At 70.7% G+C, this 16,418-nt stretch carries 14 protein-coding genes; 4 read left to right on the forward strand and 10 right to left on the reverse strand.

The window, feature by feature from the left end; translation table 11 throughout:
* Positions 1–89: 89 nt before the first annotated feature.
* The 10 genes from ABTX62_RS15575 to uvrC all read right to left on the reverse strand — a co-directional run bounded on the left by ABTX62_RS15575 (position 90) and on the right by uvrC (position 12,696).
* Positions 90–425, reverse strand: coding sequence for an RNA polymerase-binding protein RbpA (locus ABTX62_RS15575; protein ID WP_003957010.1), 336 nt, complete (start codon positions 423–425; stop codon positions 90–92).
* A 208-nt stretch (positions 426–633) separates the two neighbouring features.
* Positions 634–870: a preprotein translocase subunit SecG gene (gene secG / locus ABTX62_RS15580; RefSeq protein ID WP_502997958.1), complete on the reverse strand. Its 237-nt coding sequence runs from the start codon at positions 868–870 to the stop codon at positions 634–636.
* A 125-nt stretch (positions 871–995) separates the two neighbouring features.
* Positions 996–1,772 carry a triose-phosphate isomerase gene (gene tpiA / locus ABTX62_RS15585; protein WP_352116662.1) on the reverse strand — a complete coding sequence of 259 codons (777 nt, stop codon included), beginning with the start codon at positions 1,770–1,772 and terminating at the stop codon, positions 996–998.
* A 5-nt stretch (positions 1,773–1,777) separates the two neighbouring features.
* Positions 1,778–2,989, reverse strand: a complete 1,212-nt coding sequence (locus ABTX62_RS15590; RefSeq protein WP_352116663.1) for a phosphoglycerate kinase — start codon at positions 2,987–2,989, stop codon at positions 1,778–1,780.
* 144 nt (positions 2,990–3,133) lie between these two features.
* Entirely contained in the window at positions 3,134–4,141 is a 1,008-nt protein-coding gene (gene gap / locus ABTX62_RS15595; protein ID WP_283969818.1) for a type I glyceraldehyde-3-phosphate dehydrogenase, read from the reverse strand.
* Between the two features lie 227 nt (positions 4,142–4,368).
* On the reverse strand, positions 4,369–7,323 hold the full coding sequence (locus tag ABTX62_RS15600) for a M14 family metallopeptidase (protein ID WP_352116664.1): 2,955 nt from the start codon (positions 7,321–7,323) through the stop codon (positions 4,369–4,371).
* Positions 7,324–7,488: 165 nt separating this feature from the next.
* On the reverse strand, positions 7,489–8,478 hold the full coding sequence (gene whiA, locus ABTX62_RS15605) for a DNA-binding protein WhiA (protein ID WP_283969816.1): 990 nt from the start codon (positions 8,476–8,478) through the stop codon (positions 7,489–7,491).
* Complete coding sequence (locus tag ABTX62_RS15610) at positions 8,469–9,548, reverse strand: gluconeogenesis factor YvcK family protein (RefSeq protein WP_352116665.1); 1,080 nt, start codon at positions 9,546–9,548, stop codon at positions 8,469–8,471. Before ABTX62_RS15610 ends, whiA begins: the two co-directional genes overlap by 10 nt.
* A complete protein-coding gene (gene rapZ / locus ABTX62_RS15615) occupies positions 9,545–10,504 on the reverse strand; it encodes an RNase adapter RapZ (protein ID WP_352116666.1) in 960 nt (319 codons plus the stop codon). Before rapZ ends, ABTX62_RS15610 begins: the two co-directional genes overlap by 4 nt.
* Positions 10,501–12,696, reverse strand: a complete 2,196-nt coding sequence (gene uvrC, locus ABTX62_RS15620; RefSeq protein ID WP_352116667.1) for an excinuclease ABC subunit UvrC — start codon at positions 12,694–12,696, stop codon at positions 10,501–10,503. Before uvrC ends, rapZ begins: the two co-directional genes overlap by 4 nt.
* 263 nt (positions 12,697–12,959) lie before the next feature.
* On the opposite strand from uvrC, the gene ABTX62_RS15625 reads away from it, so the two are divergent.
* The 4 genes from ABTX62_RS15625 to ABTX62_RS15640 all read left to right on the forward strand — a co-directional run bounded on the left by ABTX62_RS15625 (position 12,960) and on the right by ABTX62_RS15640 (position 16,416).
* Positions 12,960–13,112 carry a hypothetical protein gene (locus ABTX62_RS15625; protein ID WP_352116668.1) on the forward strand — a complete coding sequence of 51 codons (153 nt, stop codon included), beginning with the start codon at positions 12,960–12,962 and terminating at the stop codon, positions 13,110–13,112.
* 261 nt (positions 13,113–13,373) lie between these two features.
* On the forward strand, positions 13,374–14,321 hold the full coding sequence (locus tag ABTX62_RS15630; RefSeq protein ID WP_352116669.1) for a hypothetical protein: 948 nt from the start codon (positions 13,374–13,376) through the stop codon (positions 14,319–14,321).
* Between the two features lie 146 nt (positions 14,322–14,467).
* On the forward strand, positions 14,468–15,511 hold the full coding sequence (locus ABTX62_RS15635; RefSeq protein WP_352116670.1) for a LacI family DNA-binding transcriptional regulator: 1,044 nt from the start codon (positions 14,468–14,470) through the stop codon (positions 15,509–15,511).
* Positions 15,508–16,416 carry a carbohydrate kinase family protein gene (locus ABTX62_RS15640; protein ID WP_352116671.1) on the forward strand — a complete coding sequence of 303 codons (909 nt, stop codon included), beginning with the start codon at positions 15,508–15,510 and terminating at the stop codon, positions 16,414–16,416. Before ABTX62_RS15635 ends, ABTX62_RS15640 begins: the two co-directional genes overlap by 4 nt.
* Positions 16,417–16,418 lie beyond the last annotated feature (2 nt).

The raw sequence follows: 16,418 nt of genomic DNA on the forward strand, positions 1-16,418 counted from the left end.
CCTCGTACTGGGTGTACTTGGGCTTGCGCCCGGTGCGGCGAGAGTGCGTGCCGGGCGTCGCGACGGGGCGAACGTTGCCTGCTGCGGCACTAGATCTCGCCCCGGAGTTTGGCGAGCGCCTCGGCGAGGATCGCTTCGCCGTCCGCGTCGCTGCGCCGCTCCCGTACGTACGCCAGGTGCGTCTTGTAGGGCTCGGTGCGCGGCGGGTCCGGCGGGTTGTCCCGGTCCTGGCCTGCCGGAAAGCCGCAGCGGGGACAGTCCCAGGTATCGGGCACCTGCGCGTCGCTGGCGAAGCTCGGCTGGGTCTCGTGTCCGTTGGAGCACCAGAAGGAGATGCGCAGCCGCGGCGCGGACTCGCCGCGCTCGGCCTCGCCCATCGGCCCCGCCCCGACCCGGCTTCCCCGGATCGCGTTGCCACTTGCCACGGTCGTAACTCCCTGCGTGATGGTGCCGCGAAGCGAGTCGGCGTTCCGCTTCGCTGCGAGCGCCTCAGTCTACGTAAGGCCCAACGCGCGTCCAGTGATTGGAGTTACAACCCTCACACCTGGACGCAAGCCCCATGATAGGCCGCGCTCAGCTGCGCGTACCGAACATGGGGCCTTACGTACGAGTTCCGTGTGGATTGCTGCTCGGTCAGTTGTTCACCTTCATCAGGATGCCGAGCACGATGATGCACGCGAACCACAGCAGACCGATCACGACGGTGATCCGGTCGAGGTTGCGCTCGGCGACCGAGGAGCCGCCGACGGAGGACTGCATGCCGCCACCGAACATGTCGGAGAGACCGCCGCCCTTCCCCTTGTGCATCAGCACCAGCAGCATCAGCAGCAGGCTGAAGAAGATCAGGGCGATCGAGAACCCCAAAACCACGGCTGGACCAACTTCCTCGGATTCGGACGGACGACGCGGGGCCCAGCACAGCGCTGGACCCCGCAAGGGTACGACGGATCGTCGCTACGGCATACTCGCGATGCGCCGGGTCGCCTCCGGGGCGCTCACTGATCGCGGAAGCGCACGATCTTGACGAACTCGTCGGCGTCCAGTGAGGCGCCGCCGACCAGGGCACCGTCGATGTCGGCCTGGGCCATGATCTCCGCGACGTTGCCGGCCTTGACCGAGCCGCCGTACTGGATACGGACCTTGTCGGCCAGCTCCTGCGAGTACAGCTCGGCGATCTTGCCGCGGATCGCCGCGCAGACCTCCTGGGCGTCCTCGGCGCCGCAGACCTTGCCGGTACCGATGGCCCAGACGGGCTCGTAGGCGATCACGACGGTCTCGGCCTGCTCGGCCGGGAGGTCCTTCAGACCGCCCTCGACCTGGGCGAGGGTGTGGGAGACGTGGTTGCCCGCCTCGCGGACCTCCAGCTCCTCACCGACGCACAGGATCGGCGTCAGACCGTGCTTGTAGGCGGCCTTGACCTTGGCGTTCACCAGCTCATCGGTCTCGGCGTGGTACTGGCGGCGCTCGCTGTGGCCGATGGCGACGTACGTGCACTTCAGCTTGGCCAGCATGGGGCCGGAGATCTCGCCGGTGAAGGCACCGCCGTCGTGCGCCGAGATGTCCTGGGCGCCGTACTTGATCTTGAGCTTGTCGCCGTCGACCAGGGTCTGCACGGAGCGCAGGTCGGTGAAGGGCGGCAGGACGGCGACCTCGACGGCCTCGTAGTCCTTGTCGGCCAGGGCGAAGGCGAGCTTCTGGACGTGCGCGATGGCCTCGAGGTGGTTGAGGTTCATCTTCCAGTTGCCCGCCATCAGCGGCGTGCGCGTGCTCATTGAGTTCAGTCCTCCAGTGCGGCGAGGCCGGGGAGCGTCTTGCCCTCGAGGTATTCGAGGGAGGCGCCGCCACCGGTCGAGATGTGGCCGAATGCGTTCTCGTCGAATCCCAGGATGCGGACGGCCGCGGCGGAGTCGCCACCACCGACCACGGTGAAGGCCTGGGAGTCGAGGAGGGCCTGGGCGACCGCCTTGGTGCCCTCGGCGAAATCGGGGTGCTCGAAGACGCCCATGGGGCCGTTCCAGAAGACGGTGGCGGCGTCGGCGATCTTCGAGGCGTACAGCGTGCGGGACTCGGGGCCGATGTCCAGCCCCATCTGACCGGCCGGCATGGCGTCCGCGGCGACGGTGCCGGGCCGGGCGGGGGCCTTGGTCTTGAGGTCCGGGAACTCCGGCGCGACCACGACGTCCACGGGCAGGACCAGTTCGACGCCGTTCTTCTCGGCGCGCTCGATGTACTCCCGGACGACCGGGAGCTGGTCCTCCTGCACCAGGGACGTGCCGATCTCGTGGCCCTTGGCCTTGAGGAAGGTGAAGACCATGCCGCCGCCGATGAGCAGGCGGTCGGCCTTGCCGAGCAGCTGGTCGATGACGGCGAGCTTGTCGGACACCTTGGCGCCGCCCAGGACGACCGCGTAGGGCCGCTTGACGTCGTCGGTCAGCTTCCTCAGCACGCCGACCTCGGTGGCGATGAGGTGGCCGGCGTAGTGCGGCAGGCGGGCCGGGAGGTCGTACACGGACGCGTGCTTGCGGTGCACCGCGCCGAAGCCGTCACCGACGTAGACGCCGGCGAGGGCGGCGAGCTCGTCGGCGAAGGCGCCGCGCTCGGCGTCGTCCTTGCTCGTCTCACCGGCGTTGAAGCGCAGGTTCTCGACGACCGCGACCCGGCCGTCGGCGAGACCGGCGACGGCGGCACGGGCGGACTCGCCGATCGTGTCGGTCGCGAAGGCCACGTCCGCCCCGAGGAGTTCACCGAGGCGCGCGGCGGCCGGGGCGAGGGAGAAGGCCGGGTCCGGGGCGCCCTTGGGGCGGCCCAGGTGAGAGGCGACGACCACCCGGGCGCCCGCGTCGGCGAGGGCCTTGACCGTGGGCAGCACGGCGCGGATGCGGCCGTCGTCGGTGATGCGCGTGCCGTCCAGCGGCACGTTCAGATCGGCGCGGACGAAGACCCGCTTGCCTGCGACCCCTTCGGTGAGGAGTTCGTCGATCGTCTTCATGAGGGGACTCTCCTGAAAGAGCTCGTGAACGCTCGAAAGCGCTCTTGATCGAACAGCTCTGATCTGTACGTGACGCAGGGCTCGGGCGGCGCGTCCTCGCGCCGCCCGAGCCCTGCTGTCACATGGCCGTGCCTGCTCGGTTGATCAGAGCTGGTTGCCGACGAAGACCGTAAGGTCGACGAGGCGGTTGGAGTAGCCCCACTCGTTGTCGTACCAGCCGATGACCTTCACGTTCTTGCCCTCCTGGACCATGGTCAGGGAGGAGTCGAAGGTGCAGGACGCCGGGGCGTTCACGATGTCGGAGGAGACGATCGGGTCCTCGGTGTACTCGAGGATGCCCTTGAGCTCGCCCTCCGCGGCCTTCTGGAAGGCGGCGTTGACCTCTTCCTTGGTGACCTCGCGGCCGAGCTCCAGCACCAGGTCGGTGACCGAGCCGGTCGGGACCGGGACGCGCATGGCCATGCCGTCCAGCTTGCCCTTGAGCTGCGGCAGGACCAGCGCGGTCGCCTTGGCGGCACCCGTGGTGGTCGGAATGATGTTCTCGGCGGCGGCACGCGCGCGGCGCAGGTCCTTGTGCGGGAAGTCCAGGATGCGCTGGTCGTTGGTGTACGCGTGCACCGTCGTCATCAGGCCCTTGACGATGCCGAAGTTCTCGTCGAGGACCTTCGCCATCGGCGCCACACAGTTGGTGGTGCAGGAGGCGTTGGAGATGACGTGGTGGTTCGCCGGGTCGTACGTGTCCTGGTTGACGCCCATCACGATGGTGACGTCCTCGTCCTTGGCCGGAGCCGAGATGAGGACCTTCTTCGCGCCACCGGCGATGTGCTTCTCGGCGTCGGCCTTCTTGGTGAAGATGCCGGTCGACTCGATGACGACGTCGACGCCCAGCTCGCCCCACGGGATGTCGGCGGGGTTGCGCTCGGCGAGCACCTTGATCGTCTTGCCGTCGACCGTGATGGTGTCGGCGGTGTGGGTGACCTCCTGCTTGAGACGGCCCAGGATGGTGTCGTACTTCAGCAGGTGGGCGGTGGTCGCGGTGTCACCCAGGTCGTTGACAGCCACGATCTCGATGTCTGCACCCTGCTCCAGCAGCGCGCGGAAGTAGTTGCGACCGATACGACCGAAGCCGTTGATGCCTACGCGGATCGTCACGAACCGATCTCCTCGTTGGTACGCCGGCCACGAGGTGCCGGCGAGCTCTGTTTGGGATGTCCCCGACCGCCTACGACCCTACCTCTCGTAAGCCCTGGTAGTGACATCCAGATGCCTCATACACGGCAGGGCGGTCCGTACCCGCCAGTAGGGGTACGGACCGCCCACCACCGAGAGCGGGACCACTCGGTTTGGCCAGGGGACGTGTTCCCTGACGGCCAGGGAAATCACCCGTCCAGGGAAGCGAGCGCCTTCCTCATCAGTGCCGCCCGGTCGGCAGCGCCGCCGACGTGCTCCAGGCCGAAGCCCAGCAGCACGGTGTCGTCCGTGGTGACGGCGCCGTACGTCTGGAACAGGGCGCCGGTGCGTGCCCAGTCCTTCAGGACGGCCGGGCTGCCCTCGGGCGGTCCGCTCACCTTCCAGGCGCCGAGCGAGGTCTCGAAGCCCTCGGTCTCCTTCGCCGTGCCGCCGACGACGAGCGAGGCGTTGTCGGCGAGGACGCCGTGCCCGCCACTGCCCGGGTCGGTGACGTAGGCGATCGAGACCTCCACCGTTGTGCCGGCGTAGGCGCTCAGGTCGAAGTTCACCTGCTGCCAGCCGCCGGAGGCGCCGGTGAGGCTGTTCCACGTGCCGGTGGTGCCGGTCGCGGTGCAGCCGTCGGCCGCCACGGTCAGGTAGTGCTTCAGCCAGGGGTGCTCGTTGACGTAGAACCCGCCCTCGCACTCCGTCGGCACGGTGCTCCTGGTGGCGCCGCCCGCCTCGGGAAGGGTCGTCCAGTCGTCGGCACCCGTGGTGTGGGCCTCGACGATGGCGTGGTCGTAGCCGGGCTCCGTGTCCCACAGCAGCTGGGTGCGCAGGGTGGGCTTGTCGGCCGCGGTGACATGGGTGAGGTCCACGGTACGGGTGAGGCGTTTGTAGGCGTCGTCGGTGTGGACGGCGGCGGCCATCGACGAGCCCGCGAACGGGCCGTACGGGTTGACCGTGCCGGCGAACTGCCCGGCGCCCTTGCTCGCGAACTGCGGGAACTCGTCGGTCCCGAGCTCGTCCGAGGTCACGCTGTAGGTGCCGGCCTTGTCCAGCGGGTTGCCGGGGGCCGCGCCGAGCGGGCTGGTGACGCCGCCCAGCTCGCCGGAGCCGGTGAAGCCGGTCGCCCCGGGGGTGGCGGTACGGGTGTAGGCGCCCAGGTAGTACTGGCTGAAGTCGTTCGACAGCGCGCCGCCGCCGAGGTCCACGTTGCCGCCGGCCTGCTCACCGGCCTCGATGAGCCAGCCCCCCTCGTTGAGGAAGGCCCGCAGCTGGAGCTGGGTGGCGACGCCCGGGACGCTCGCGCCCGTGTAGTGGACGACGGTGTCGAAGTGGCTCAGCACGCCCAGCGCGTCGGGTGCGCCCTGCCGGGAGACGTCCCAGACGATCGCCTTGCGGCCGCTCGCCTTGAGCGCGTCCACGTAGGTCTGCGCCTGCGTGGCGGCCGCGCCCTCCTCGGCGACGACGAGGGTGTTCGCCCGGGGGCGCTCGGCGACGGTGTAGGTGAAGCGCTCGCTGGAGAGCTTCCTGCCGTTCTTCGCCTCGCCGGTGAACCAGACCTCGACCTTGTCGCCCGGCTCGCCGTCCTTGACCTTGGCCCGGTACTCGTCGAAGTAGAGGTTGTCCTCACCGCCGTAGGTCTCACCGCCCTTCCAGGGCTTGAGCGCCATGTCCAGGGTGCGGCCGCCGTTGACGCGGTACCTGAGCTCCTTGTCGCGCACCGACTTGCGTACGACGACGGAGACCTCCTGGTCGGCGCCGCGGGAGTACGACGTGGGGAACGCGGCCGGGGTGAAGTCGGCGGCGCTCAGGCCGACCGACGAGGAGGGCCGGTCGGGACGGGCGGCGGACTCGGCGACGGAGAGCGCGAACGGGACGTTCTTGGCGAACTCCTGCCGGATCAGCCTCTCGTCGTCCGGGAAGGTGAAGACCGACTGGCAGTCGGCCGCCTTCCACTCGTCGTTCGGGTCGAGGTCCGAGACGGTCTGGCAGGTCGACATCTCTGGGGTGAACATGGCCAGCCCGTTGACGTTCGCCGCGTGGCCGTCCGCCTCGCCGTTGGTGGTGTACAGCTCGGAGGAGAGCTGCGGGTGGTAGCCGGGGATCGCGGAGTTGTCGGGCGTGCCGGCCAGCGCCTCGTACAGGACGTCGTCCGGGGTGTGCGTGGCCACCTGCCAGCCGACTCCGTAGAGGAGGAGTTCGGCGGCGGAGTGGTAGTTGATGCCGTAGGTGAAGCCGATCCGCTTCTGGAAGGCGTCCAGGGCCTGGGTCTCCGGTTCGGAGTTCGGGCCCCCGCCGCGGTAGGTCTGGCTGGTGGGGTTGGGGGACGACCCCTCGTTGTCGTAGCCCCATTTGTAGGCGAAGTTGCGGTTGAGGTCGACGCCGTCACCGGTGGTGATGGTGCCGTCGCCGTTGACGTCCCGCAGGTTCTTGCGCCACTGGCGGTTCGCCGGGTCCGCGAAGGTGAAGTCGTAGCCGTCGGGGTTGGCCGACAGCAGGAACCACAGTTCGGTGGAGTCGACGATCTTCTTGACGCGCCGGTCCTTCTTGTAGTTGTCCAGATAGTGGTGCATCAGACGCCGTGTCATCTCCGGCGTGATCCACTCGCGCGCGTGCTGGGCGGACATGTAGAGGACGGAGGGCTTGGAGCCGTCCTTCGTCCTCTTCGCGCCCTTGGTGAGCTTCAGGGCGAGGATGTCCTGGCCCTTGATGGTCTTGCCGATGGAGACGACCTTGGTGAGGTCCGGGTTCTCCTGTGCGGTGCGCAGGAGTTCCTCCCGCAGACCGCCCTTGCCGCTGTACGGGCGGAACACACCCTCGGCGGCGCCCTCGACGCGGGCCTCGGCCCGGGCGGAGAGCTCGTGCACGGTGAGGTCGACGCCCCGCTTCTCCAGCTTCTTCGCCTGCTGGTCCGTCAGGTAGACCTCGACGGTCGCGGCGCCCTTCTCGGGGACGCGCTCGCTCAATTCGTGACCGTCCTGGCCGGCCGCCAGCAGCAGGGGTACCTGTTTGCGGGTGACGTCGGCGCGGAAGACCTTGACTTCGTCCAGGCCCGACGGGGTCGAACCACCCGGTTCCGCCTGGGCAATGGGTGCGAAGCTCGCTCCGCCGATCAGGAGCGCGCCGACAGCGAGGATCGATCTCGCTCTACGTCTCATGAACCCCCCTAGCGTGGGTCCGCCACAGCAGCGAACAGATGCCAGGCTCATGACACTCCATGATCGAGTCAAGGGTGCCTCACCGACACGCGAACACCGGCGCCGACCACCCAAGTGGGCGTCGGCACCGGTGTGCTGATGGTTCGTGAGGTCAGGCCGTCGGCATCAGCCCACGAGATGGTCGGCCAGGTCCTCGCTGAGGTTGGCCTCCGTACCGGGAATGCCGAGATCGGAGGCACGCTTGTCGGCCATGGCCAGCAGGCGGCGGATCCGGCCGGCGACGGCGTCCTTGGTCAGCGGCGGGTCGGCGAGCGCGCCCAGCTCCTCCAGGGAGGCCTGCTTGTGCTCCATCCGCAGCCGGCCGGCGGCGGCGAGGTGCTCGGGCACGTCGTCGGCGAGGATCTCCAGGGCGCGCTGCACCCGAGCACCGGCGGCGACGGCCGCGCGGGCCGAGCGGCGCAGGTTGGCGTCGTCGAAGTTGGCGAGCCGGTTCGCCGTGGCGCGCACCTCGCGGCGCATCCGGCGCTCCTCCCACGCCAGCACCGACTCGTGTGCGCCGAGGCGGGTCAACAGGGCGCCGATCGCGTCACCGTCCCGGACGACGACCCGGTCCACTCCGCGCACCTCGCGGGCCTTGGCGGGGATCGACAGCCGACGGGCCGCGCCGACCAGGGCCAGCGCGGCCTCGGGGCCCGGGCAGGTCACCTCCAGGGAGGAGGAGCGGCCGGGCTCGGTGAGCGAGCCGTGCGCCAGGAACGCGCCACGCCAGGCGGCCTCGGCGTCGCAGGTGGCCCCCGAGACCACCTGCGGGGGCAGGCCGCGGATCGGGCGGCCCCGCCCGTCGACCAGGCCGGTCTGGCGAGCGAGCTGGTCGCCGCCCGCCACCACACGCACCACGTAGCGCGAACCGCGACGCAGTCCGCCCGGGGCCATCACGATCAGCTCGGAACTGTGTCCGAAGATCTCCAGGATGTCCCGCTTGAGCCGGCGGGCCGCCATCGCCGTGTCCAGCTCCGCCTCGATCACGATCCGACCGCTCACCAGGTGAAGGCCGCCGGCGAACCGCAGAATGGCGGAGACCTCCGCCTTTCTGCAGCAGGTACGGGTGACGGGGAGCCGGGAGATCTCGTCCTTCACCGCTGCCGTCATCGCCATGGGCCGATCCTTCCATGCATCCGAAAAATACGGTCGTACGCGGCGGCCAACAGCTCCGGGTCGTGCCTCGGGGTGCCGTCGGGCCGGGCCACCGGCGCCAGCTCGACCGCGGCCCCGAACCGCTTGGCGGCATCGGTCAGGGAGTCGCGGTCGGGCACGGCGGCCTCGTCGGCCAGCACCACGTCCAGGGCGAGTTTAGGGGCGTGTCGTCCCAAAACCTCCAAATGACGCTGCGGGGAGAAGCCCTCGGTTTCTCCGGGCTGCGGCGCGAGGTTCAGGGAGAGTACCCGGCGGGCCTTCGTCTGCGAGAGCGCGTCCAGCAACTGGGGCACGAGCAGGTGCGGAATGACCGAGGAGAACCAGGAGCCGGGGCCGAGCACCACCCAGTCCGCGTCGAGGACGGCCTTGACCGCCTCGGGCACGGCCGGGGGGTCGCACGGCACCAGGTGCACGGACTGCACCTCACCCGGGGTGAGGGCGACGGTCGCCTGGCCGCGGACCGTGTCGACCTCCTCCGGGCGGGCCGGGTCGTGGCCCTTGACCAGGGCCTGGAGCTCCAGCGGCACGGCGGACATCGGCAGCACCCGCCCCTGGGCGCCCAGCAGCCGCCCGACCAGGTCGAGGGCCTGGACATGGTCGCCGAGCTGTTCCCACAGGGCGACGATCAGCAGATTGCCGACCGCGTGCTCGTGCAGGTCGCCCTTGGACTGGAAGCGGTGCTGGATGACCCGGGCCCAGGTCTGGCCCCAGTCGTCGTCGCCGCACAGCGCGGCCAGCGCCTTGCGCAGGTCGCCGGGCGGCAGCACGCCGAGCTCGTCGCGCAGCCGACCGCTGGAGCCGCCGTCGTCGGCCACGGTGACGACGGCGGTGAGGTCACCGGTGATCCGGCGCAGCGCGGCGAGCGAGGCGGACAGGCCCATGCCGCCGCCGAGGGCCACGACCTTGGGCTGGGTGCCCCGGCGGCGCGGTCTGCCGCCCCGGGCCTCGGCGGGCCGGCCGCCCTTGCCGTCCGTGTTGCCCTCGGGCACCACCCGGCGCAGCCGGCTCAGCCGCGGAGTACGTCGTGTCATTCGCGTCCCATGTCCCGGTGTACGACCACCGTCTCCACACCCTCGGCGGCGAGCCGGGCGGCGAGCCTCTCCGACATGGCGACCGAGCGGTGCTTGCCGCCCGTGCAGCCCACGGCGATGGTCACATAGCGCTTGCCCTCACGGCGGTAGCCGGTGGCGACGAGCTGGAGGAGCTCCGTGTAGCGGTCGAGGAACTCCTTGGCGCCGGGCTGGTTGAAGACGTAGCCCGACACCTCCTCGTTCAGGCCCGTGTAGGGGCGCAGCTCCGGGACCCAGTGCGGGTTCGGCAGGAAGCGGCAGTCGACGACGAGGTCGGCGTCGACCGGCAGCCCGTACTTGTAGCCGAACGACATCACCGTGGCCCGCAGCTCCGGCTCCTCCTCCCCCGCGAACTGGGCGTCCATCTTGGCGCGCAGCTCGTGCACGTTCAGGCTGGAGGTGTCGATCACCAGGTCGGCGTCCCCGCGCAGCTCGCGCAGCAGCTCGCGTTCGGCGGCGATGCCGTCGACGATGCGGCCGTCGCCCTGCAGGGGGTGCGGGCGGCGCACCGACTCGAAGCGGCGGACCAGGGCCTCGTCGGAGGACTCCAGGAAGACGATCCTCCGGGTGACGTTCTTCGCCTCCAGGTCGGCGAGGGACTCACGGAGGTTGTCGAAGAAGCGGCGGCCGCGGACGTCGACGACGACGGCGATCCGCGCCACATTGCCCTGGGAGCGGGCGCCGAGCTCCACCATGGTGGGGATCAGCGCGGGCGGCAGGTTGTCGACGACGAACCAGCCGAGGTCCTCCAGGCACTTCGCCGCCGTGGACCGCCCGGCTCCGGACATGCCGGAGATGATCACCAACTCGGGGATGGCCGCTTCCGGGACCGGGGCCTTCTCGTTGGGCGTGCCCGTACTCACCTGTGCTCCGTCTCCGGTCTGCTCTTGCTGCCCGTGGTGGTCGTTCACATTCATGTCTCCTGCCCCCGTCGTTCGTCCGGGGCTCCCGTCGTCACGGGTACCCCACTGGAACCCATGGTGCCGGGTTCCTCCTCCATGATCTCTCCAGTCGCCGTGTTGACGGCGGGTGCGGCCGGGGCCGACCGGGCGAGTGCCACCGCGATCGTCTCGGCCGTCTTGCGGCCTATGCCGGGGACCTCGCAGATCTGGTCGATGGTGGCGGATCGCAGTTTCTTCAACGAGCCGAAGTGCTTCAGCAGTGCCTGCTTGCGCGTCTCCCCGAGACCGGGGACGTCGTCCAGGGGGCTGGAGCGGAAGCGCTTGGACCGCTTCGTGCGCTGGTAGCTGATCGCGAACCTGTGGGCCTCGTCACGCACACGCTGGAGGAGATACAGGCCCTCGCTGGTGCGGGGCAGGACCACCGGGTCGTCGTCGCCGGGCAGCCAGACCTCCTCCAGGCGTTTGGCGAGGCCGCAGACGGCGATGTCGTCGATGCCGAGCTCGTCCAGGGCGCGCCGGGCGGCGGCGACCTGGGGGGCGCCGCCGTCCACGACCACGAGCTGGGGCGGGTAGGCGAACTTCTTGGGACGGCCGTCGTCCTCGGTGAGGGTGTTCGCGCTGGTGAGGGTGTCCGTACCGGTGACGGTGTCCGTACCGATGTCGGCGAGGGTGTCCGTGCCGGTGGCGGCGTCCGTACCGGCGAGGGCGTCCGCACCCGTGGGGGAGCCCTCGTGCCCGGCGGTCTCACCGTTCTCGATGCTCCCGGCGCTCCCGGTGGCCTCGCCGTCGGCCCACTCGCCCGTCTTCTCCTTCTCGGCGAGATAGCGCCGGAAGCGGCGGTTGATCACCTCGTGCATCGAGCGGACGTCGTCCTGCCCGGCGAAGCCCTTGATCTGGAAGCGGCGGTACTCGCTCTTGCGGGCGAGCCCGTCCTCGAAGACGACCATGGAGGCCACGACGTCGTCGCCCTGGAGGTGGGAGATGTCGTAGCACTCGATCCTGAGCGGGGCGCTGTCCAGTTCGAGGGCGTCGGCGATCTCCTCCAGGGCGCGTGAGCGCGTGGTCAGGTCGGAGGCGCGCTTGGTCTTGTGCAGCACGAGCGTCTGCTGGGCGTTGCGCTGCACGGTCTCCATGAGGGCCTTCTTGTCGCCACGCTGCGGGATGCGCAGGGAGACACCCGAGCCGCGCCGCGTGGTGAGCCACTCCTGGACGGGCTCGACGGGGTCGGGCAGGGCCGGGACCAGGACTTCCTTGGGGACGGCGTCCCCCGTCTCCTCGCCGTACAGCTGCTGCAGGGCATGCTCCACGAGGGCGCCGGTGGTGATCTCCTCCACCTTGTCGGTGACCCAGCCGCGCTGGCCGCGCACCCGCCCGCCGCGCACGTGGAAGATCTGGACGGCCGCCTCCAGCTCGTCCTCGGCGACCGCGATCAGGTCGGCGTCGGTCGCGTCGGCGAGCACGACCGCGTTCTTCTCCATGGCCTTCTTCAGGGCCTCGATGTCGTCACGCAGCCGGGCCGCCCGCTCGTACTCCAGGTCCTCGGCCGCTTCGCCCATCTGCTTCTCCAGGCGGCGGATGTACGTGTTCGTGCGGCCGGTCATGAAATCGCAGAACTCGTCGGCCAGTTCCCGGTGCTCGTCGGCGGAGACGCGGTCCACACAGGGGGCCGAGCACTTGCCGATGTAACCCAGGAGGCACGGGCGGCCGGTGCGGGCGGCGTTCTTGAACACGCCCGCGGAGCACGTACGCACGGGAAAGACGCGCAGCAGGAGGTCGACCGTGTCGCGGATCGCCCACGCGTGCGCGTACGGCCCGAAATAGCGCACGCCCTTCTTCTTGTGACCGCGCATCACCTGCACGCGCGGGTACTCCTCGTTCATCGTCACCGCGAGGTACGGGTAGCTCTTGTCGTCGCGGTACTTGACGTTGAACCGGGGGTCGTACTCCTTGATCCACGAGTACTCCAGCTGGAGCGCCTCGACCTCCGTGGACACCACCGTCCACTCCACGGACGCGGCCGTGGTGACCATGGAGCGGGTGCGCGGGTGCAGGCCCGCCAGGTCCTGGAAGTAGTTCGCCAGGCGCTGGCGCAGGCTCTTGGCCTTTCCGACGTAGATCACCCGGCGGTGCTCGTCACGGAACCTGTACACCCCCGGTGAGTCGGGGATCTCACCCGGTTTGGGACGGTAGCTGGAGGGGTCGGCCATGTCTCACACCCTACTGGCGAGCACCGACAGTCCGGCGCGGTCGCCGGGGCGCGATCACGCCCCGGCGGCAGGGCGGTTTCCAACGGCATACCCCGCCCCGGGGTTACGGCCCGCCGGGAGCGGGAATGGGGCTCACCCACGGGACAAGGCGACGTCCGGCGGACGGAGCCGGTCCCGGTGCAGGCACAGGTTGTCGGTGCGGACCGTCGTTCCCGGTGCGGAGCGGGCGGGCCACGGGTCGGAGGGCTGCGCACATGAAGCGGATGCGGATCGAGAAAACCCGGCGGGCGGTCCGTGCCCGCAGGTACCCGGACGAGCCGTTGGCGCTGCGCGACGCCCTGGACCCGCGCGATCCCGACATCGCGCGGGCCAAGCGCCTGGCCCTGCGGGAACAGGGCGGAAGCGACCGCTCCTAGAAGCCCACGTCCACTGCGAACGCCCGGGGCGCACGCCCCGGGCGTTCGCATGTCCGGACGGAGCCGGCCGGAGCGGGTACGTCACTGTCCGGCATCAGGTGTTGTCGGGGCCAGGTCAACACGCTTCAATGCGGGGGAACTCGGGACCCTGAACCACGACGTACGGATGTGAAGACCTCCCTGACGTCGAGACGGAACGGCCCCGGGCGGCCCGCGCCGACGGTCTGACCAGCCGTCGCCGACTCACAGAGAGGCCCCTGCATGCCGCACGCCCCACAGCACGCGGACGTCGCCACCGCGGAACTGGACTCGGCCCTGCGAGGAGGCCCCTTCCATGTCGCCCTGCGCGCCGCGATCGCCGCCCGCGGCCTGCCCCTGCAACGCGTGCAGCACCATCTGTCCCGCCACGGTGTGAAGGTCGGCGTCACGAGTCTCAGTTACTGGCAGCAGGGGGCCCGACGCCCACAGCGCCCGGAGTCGCTGCGGGCCGTGCGCGCGCTGGAGGAGATCCTGGAGCTTCCCGAGGAGTCGCTGATCCGGCTGCTCGCGGAGTCCGGGCAGAGCCCGTCCGGGCTGCGGCCGGCCGCCCGCTCCTACCGCTCGCTCGTCGAGGCCTCCGGGGTCCTGGACCAGTTGCTGGCCGAGCTGGGCTGCCCGCCGGACGGGGGCCTGCACACCCTCGGCCACCACGAGCGGCTCCGGATCGGGGCCCGGCGCGAACTGACCGAGCGCGAGTCGCACCACATCGTGCGCGCCCATCGGGACGGCATCGACCGCTTCGTGGCCGTCCACCACGGCGACCGGGGAGCCGCGCCCGAGCGCATGCGGGTGCACGCCCTGGAGAACTGCCGTACTGGGCGGGTCCGTTGGCACCGCGACACAGGCGTGCTCGCGGCCGAGCTGCTCTTCGACACCCGGCTTCGGGCCGGGGACACCTTCCTGTTCCGCTACGGCGTCGAGGACGGCACGGCGGGCGTGTCCCGCGAGTACGTCCGCGGCTTCGACTCCCCCGGCGGCCAGTACGCCCTCCAGGTCTGCTTCGACGCGGCGGCTCTCCCGGTGCGCTGCCACCGCTTCGCCCAGCACTCGGCGGCGGCGCCGCGCAGCGGATGCCAGGACCTGGCGCTGAGCGGCCGGCACCGGTCGGTGCACCTGGTCGAGCCGCGGGTGCGGGCGGGGTTCCTGGGGATCGGCTGGGACTGGGAGTAGCGGCTCGCGGGGCAGCGGCCCGCCGTCGGCGCTGCGGGCCTCCATGTGCCGTAAGCGATTGCGTAATCGATTGCGCAAGCGTTTACGTCGGCCGCTTCGATGGGGTACGTTCCCCGCCGGGGCCTGATTGAGGAGGCGGGAGCGGCATGGCGACGATGGCCGATGTGGCGCGGAGCGCCGGTGTCTCCGTGGCGACCGTCTCGCACGTGCTGAACGGCACCCGGCCGGTGTTGCCGCACACCCGCCAGGCGGTCCTCGACGCCGTGGAGGAGCTCGGCTACACCACCAACACGCTGGCCCGTTCCCTGGTGACGTCCCGCACCCGGTCGTTCGGGCTGGCGGTGTCGGCGATCAGCAACCCGTACTTCACGGAGATCCTCCAGGGCGTCGAGGCCGCTGCACTGGAGGCCGGCTACAGCCTGCTGATCGCAGATCCGCACGACGACCCGGAGCATGAGCGCAAGGTGGTCCAGCTGCTGCACGAGCGCCGGGTGGACGGCATGATCGTCGCACCCTCGGCCGACCCCCGCGGGCTGCTCGCCTACCTGGGGCGGCACGACGTACCGGCCGTGTTCCTAGACCGGCTGGTGGAAGCGCCGGGGGCCGCCGCCGGTCCGGGCTTCGACCAGGTGTGCGCCGACAACGCCGAACCGATGTCCCGGCTGGTCACCCATCTCGCCGGCCTCGGTCACCGGCGGATCGGGCTGGTGGCGGGACGGCCCGGGCTCAGCACCACGAGCGAACGGATCACCGGCTACCGCAGTGGTCTCGCGTTCGCGGGGCTGGCGTACGACGGGCGGCTGCTGGTGCACGGCGACTCGGAGTCGGCCGGCGCCGAGCAGGCCACGGAGGCCCTGCTGTCCCTCGGTGTGCCGCCCACCGCCCTGGTCACCGGCAACAACGCCATGACCATCGGCGTGCTGCGTACCTTGAGCGCGCACGGCCTGTCCGTACCGGGTGACATCGCGCTGTGCTGCTTCGACGACTTCGCCTGGGCGGATCTGTTCTCGCCCCGGCTCACCGCCATCGCGCAGCCCGGCAAGGACATCGGCGCCCGGGCCGTGGGCGTGCTCCTGGAGCGCCTCGCCGAACCGGACCGGCCCGCCCGGACCGTGCGCCTGCCCTGCGCCTTCGTCCACCGCACGTCCTGCGGCTGCCCGAGCCCGTCCGAGGAAGGAACACCGTCGTGATCGTGGTCGCCGGTGAGGCACTGATCGACCTGGTACCGCAGGGCACGGGAGCCCTGGCGGCGCTGCAGCCGGCCCTCGGCGGCGGCCCGTTCAACACGGCCGTGGCGCTGGGACGCCTCGGCTCCTCCGCCGCCTTCTGCTCCCGGGTGTCGGCCGACGCCTTCGGGGAGGCCCTGCTGGACCGGCTGCGCGAGACCGGGGTCGATGTGTCCGCGGTGCAGCGGGGCGCCGAGCCGACGACCCTCGCCGTCGCCACGGTCGGCGCGGACGGTTCGGCGGCGTACTCCTTCTACGTCGACGGGACGGCGGACCGGCTGTTCTCGGCGCCCTCGGTGCTGCCGTCCGGCACCCGGGCGGTGTCCTTCGGCACCTGCTCGCTGGTGCTGGAGCCGGGAGCGAGCGCATACGAGGAGCTGATGCGCCGGGCGTCCGCGCAGGGCGTGTTCACGGCGCTGGACCCGAACATCAGGCCCGGGCTGATCCCGGACGCGGACGCCTACCGGGCACGGTTCAAGAGCTGGCTGCCGTCGGTGTCCCTGCTGAAGCTGTCCGAGGAGGACGCCGAGTGGCTGGGCGGGACACCCCAGGAGTGGCTGGCGGCCGGCCCGGTGGCGATCGTGATCACCCGGGGCGGGGACGGTCTGACGGTGTTCACCGCCGACGGCGGCGTGTACGCGGTGCCGGGCGAACGTGTGGCGGTCGTGGACACGATCGGCGCGGGCGACACGGTCAACGCGGCCCTGCTGCACGGGCTCGCGGTGCGCGACGCCCTCAGCAGGCACGCGACGGCCGCGCTGGGCCCCGACGGCTGGAGGGAACTGCTGGGCTTCGCGGCCCGCGCGGCGGCCGTCACCTGCTCACGGGCCGGGGCGGAGCCGCCCCACGCGCACGAGCTGACGGACTGACC

The organism is Streptomyces sp. NPDC096046, assembly GCF_040303285.1.
Taxonomy (GTDB): Bacteria; Actinomycetota; Actinomycetes; order Streptomycetales; family Streptomycetaceae; genus Streptomyces.